The 842-nt window shown below is 65.6% G+C and carries 1 protein-coding gene; it reads right to left on the reverse strand.

Features of this window, described 5'->3' with window-relative positions:
- Positions 1-842, reverse strand: an 842-nt coding sequence (locus NP3_RS46030; protein WP_169814702.1) for a ketoacyl-synthetase C-terminal extension domain-containing protein, incomplete at both ends; no start/stop codon positions are given.

Raw genomic sequence — 842 nt, forward strand, 5'->3', positions numbered from 1 at the left:
ACACCGGAAACGCAGTCCGCAACTCAGCCGCCATACCAGCCCACTGCGCACCCTGACCCGAGAACACCACACCCGTCGAACCCGCCAGCACGCGGCCGGTCACCACACCGGGTGCCGACGCACCGGCCGCCAAGGTCCGGATACCCGCCAACAGACCATCACGGTCATCCGCCACCACAATGGCACGGTGCTCGAAGACACTGCGCGTCGACGCCAGGGAGAAGCCGATATCGATCGGATCATGTTCGCCCACATACGATGCCAGGCGGTCGGCCTGAGCGGCCAGTGCCTCGGCACTGCGGGCCGAGACCACCCATGGCAGCAACCCGCCCGCCGGTGCGGACTTGACCACCGGCTCCGGCTCCACCGTCGGCACCGGGGCCTGTTCGATGATGACGTGGGCGTTGGTGCCGCTGATACCGAACGATGAGACACCAGCACGACGCGGCCGATCCACCTCCGGCCACGGCACCGACTCGGTCAGCAAACGGATATGCCCTTCGGACCAATCAACTTTGGTGCTGGGCGCATCGACATGCAGCGTCTTCGGCAGCAGTCCTCGGCGCATCGCCATGACCATCTTGATCACACCACCGACACCAGCGGCGGCTTGGGCATGACCGATATTCGACTTCAACGACCCCAGCCACAGCGGACGATCCGCGTCACGACCCTGCCCGTAGGTAGCCAAAAGTGCTTGGGCCTCGATCGGATCGCCAAGAGTCGTGCCCGTGCCGTGAGCTTCCACCGCATCGACATCGACCGGCGAAACCCCCGCATTCGCCAACGCTTGGCGAATCACCCGCCGCTGCGAGGGACCGTTCGGCGCGGTCAAACCATTC

It is taken from the genome of Nocardia pseudovaccinii NBRC 100343 (assembly GCF_001613225.1).
In the GTDB taxonomy this organism is placed as follows: Bacteria; Actinomycetota; Actinomycetes; order Mycobacteriales; family Mycobacteriaceae; genus Nocardia; species Nocardia pseudovaccinii.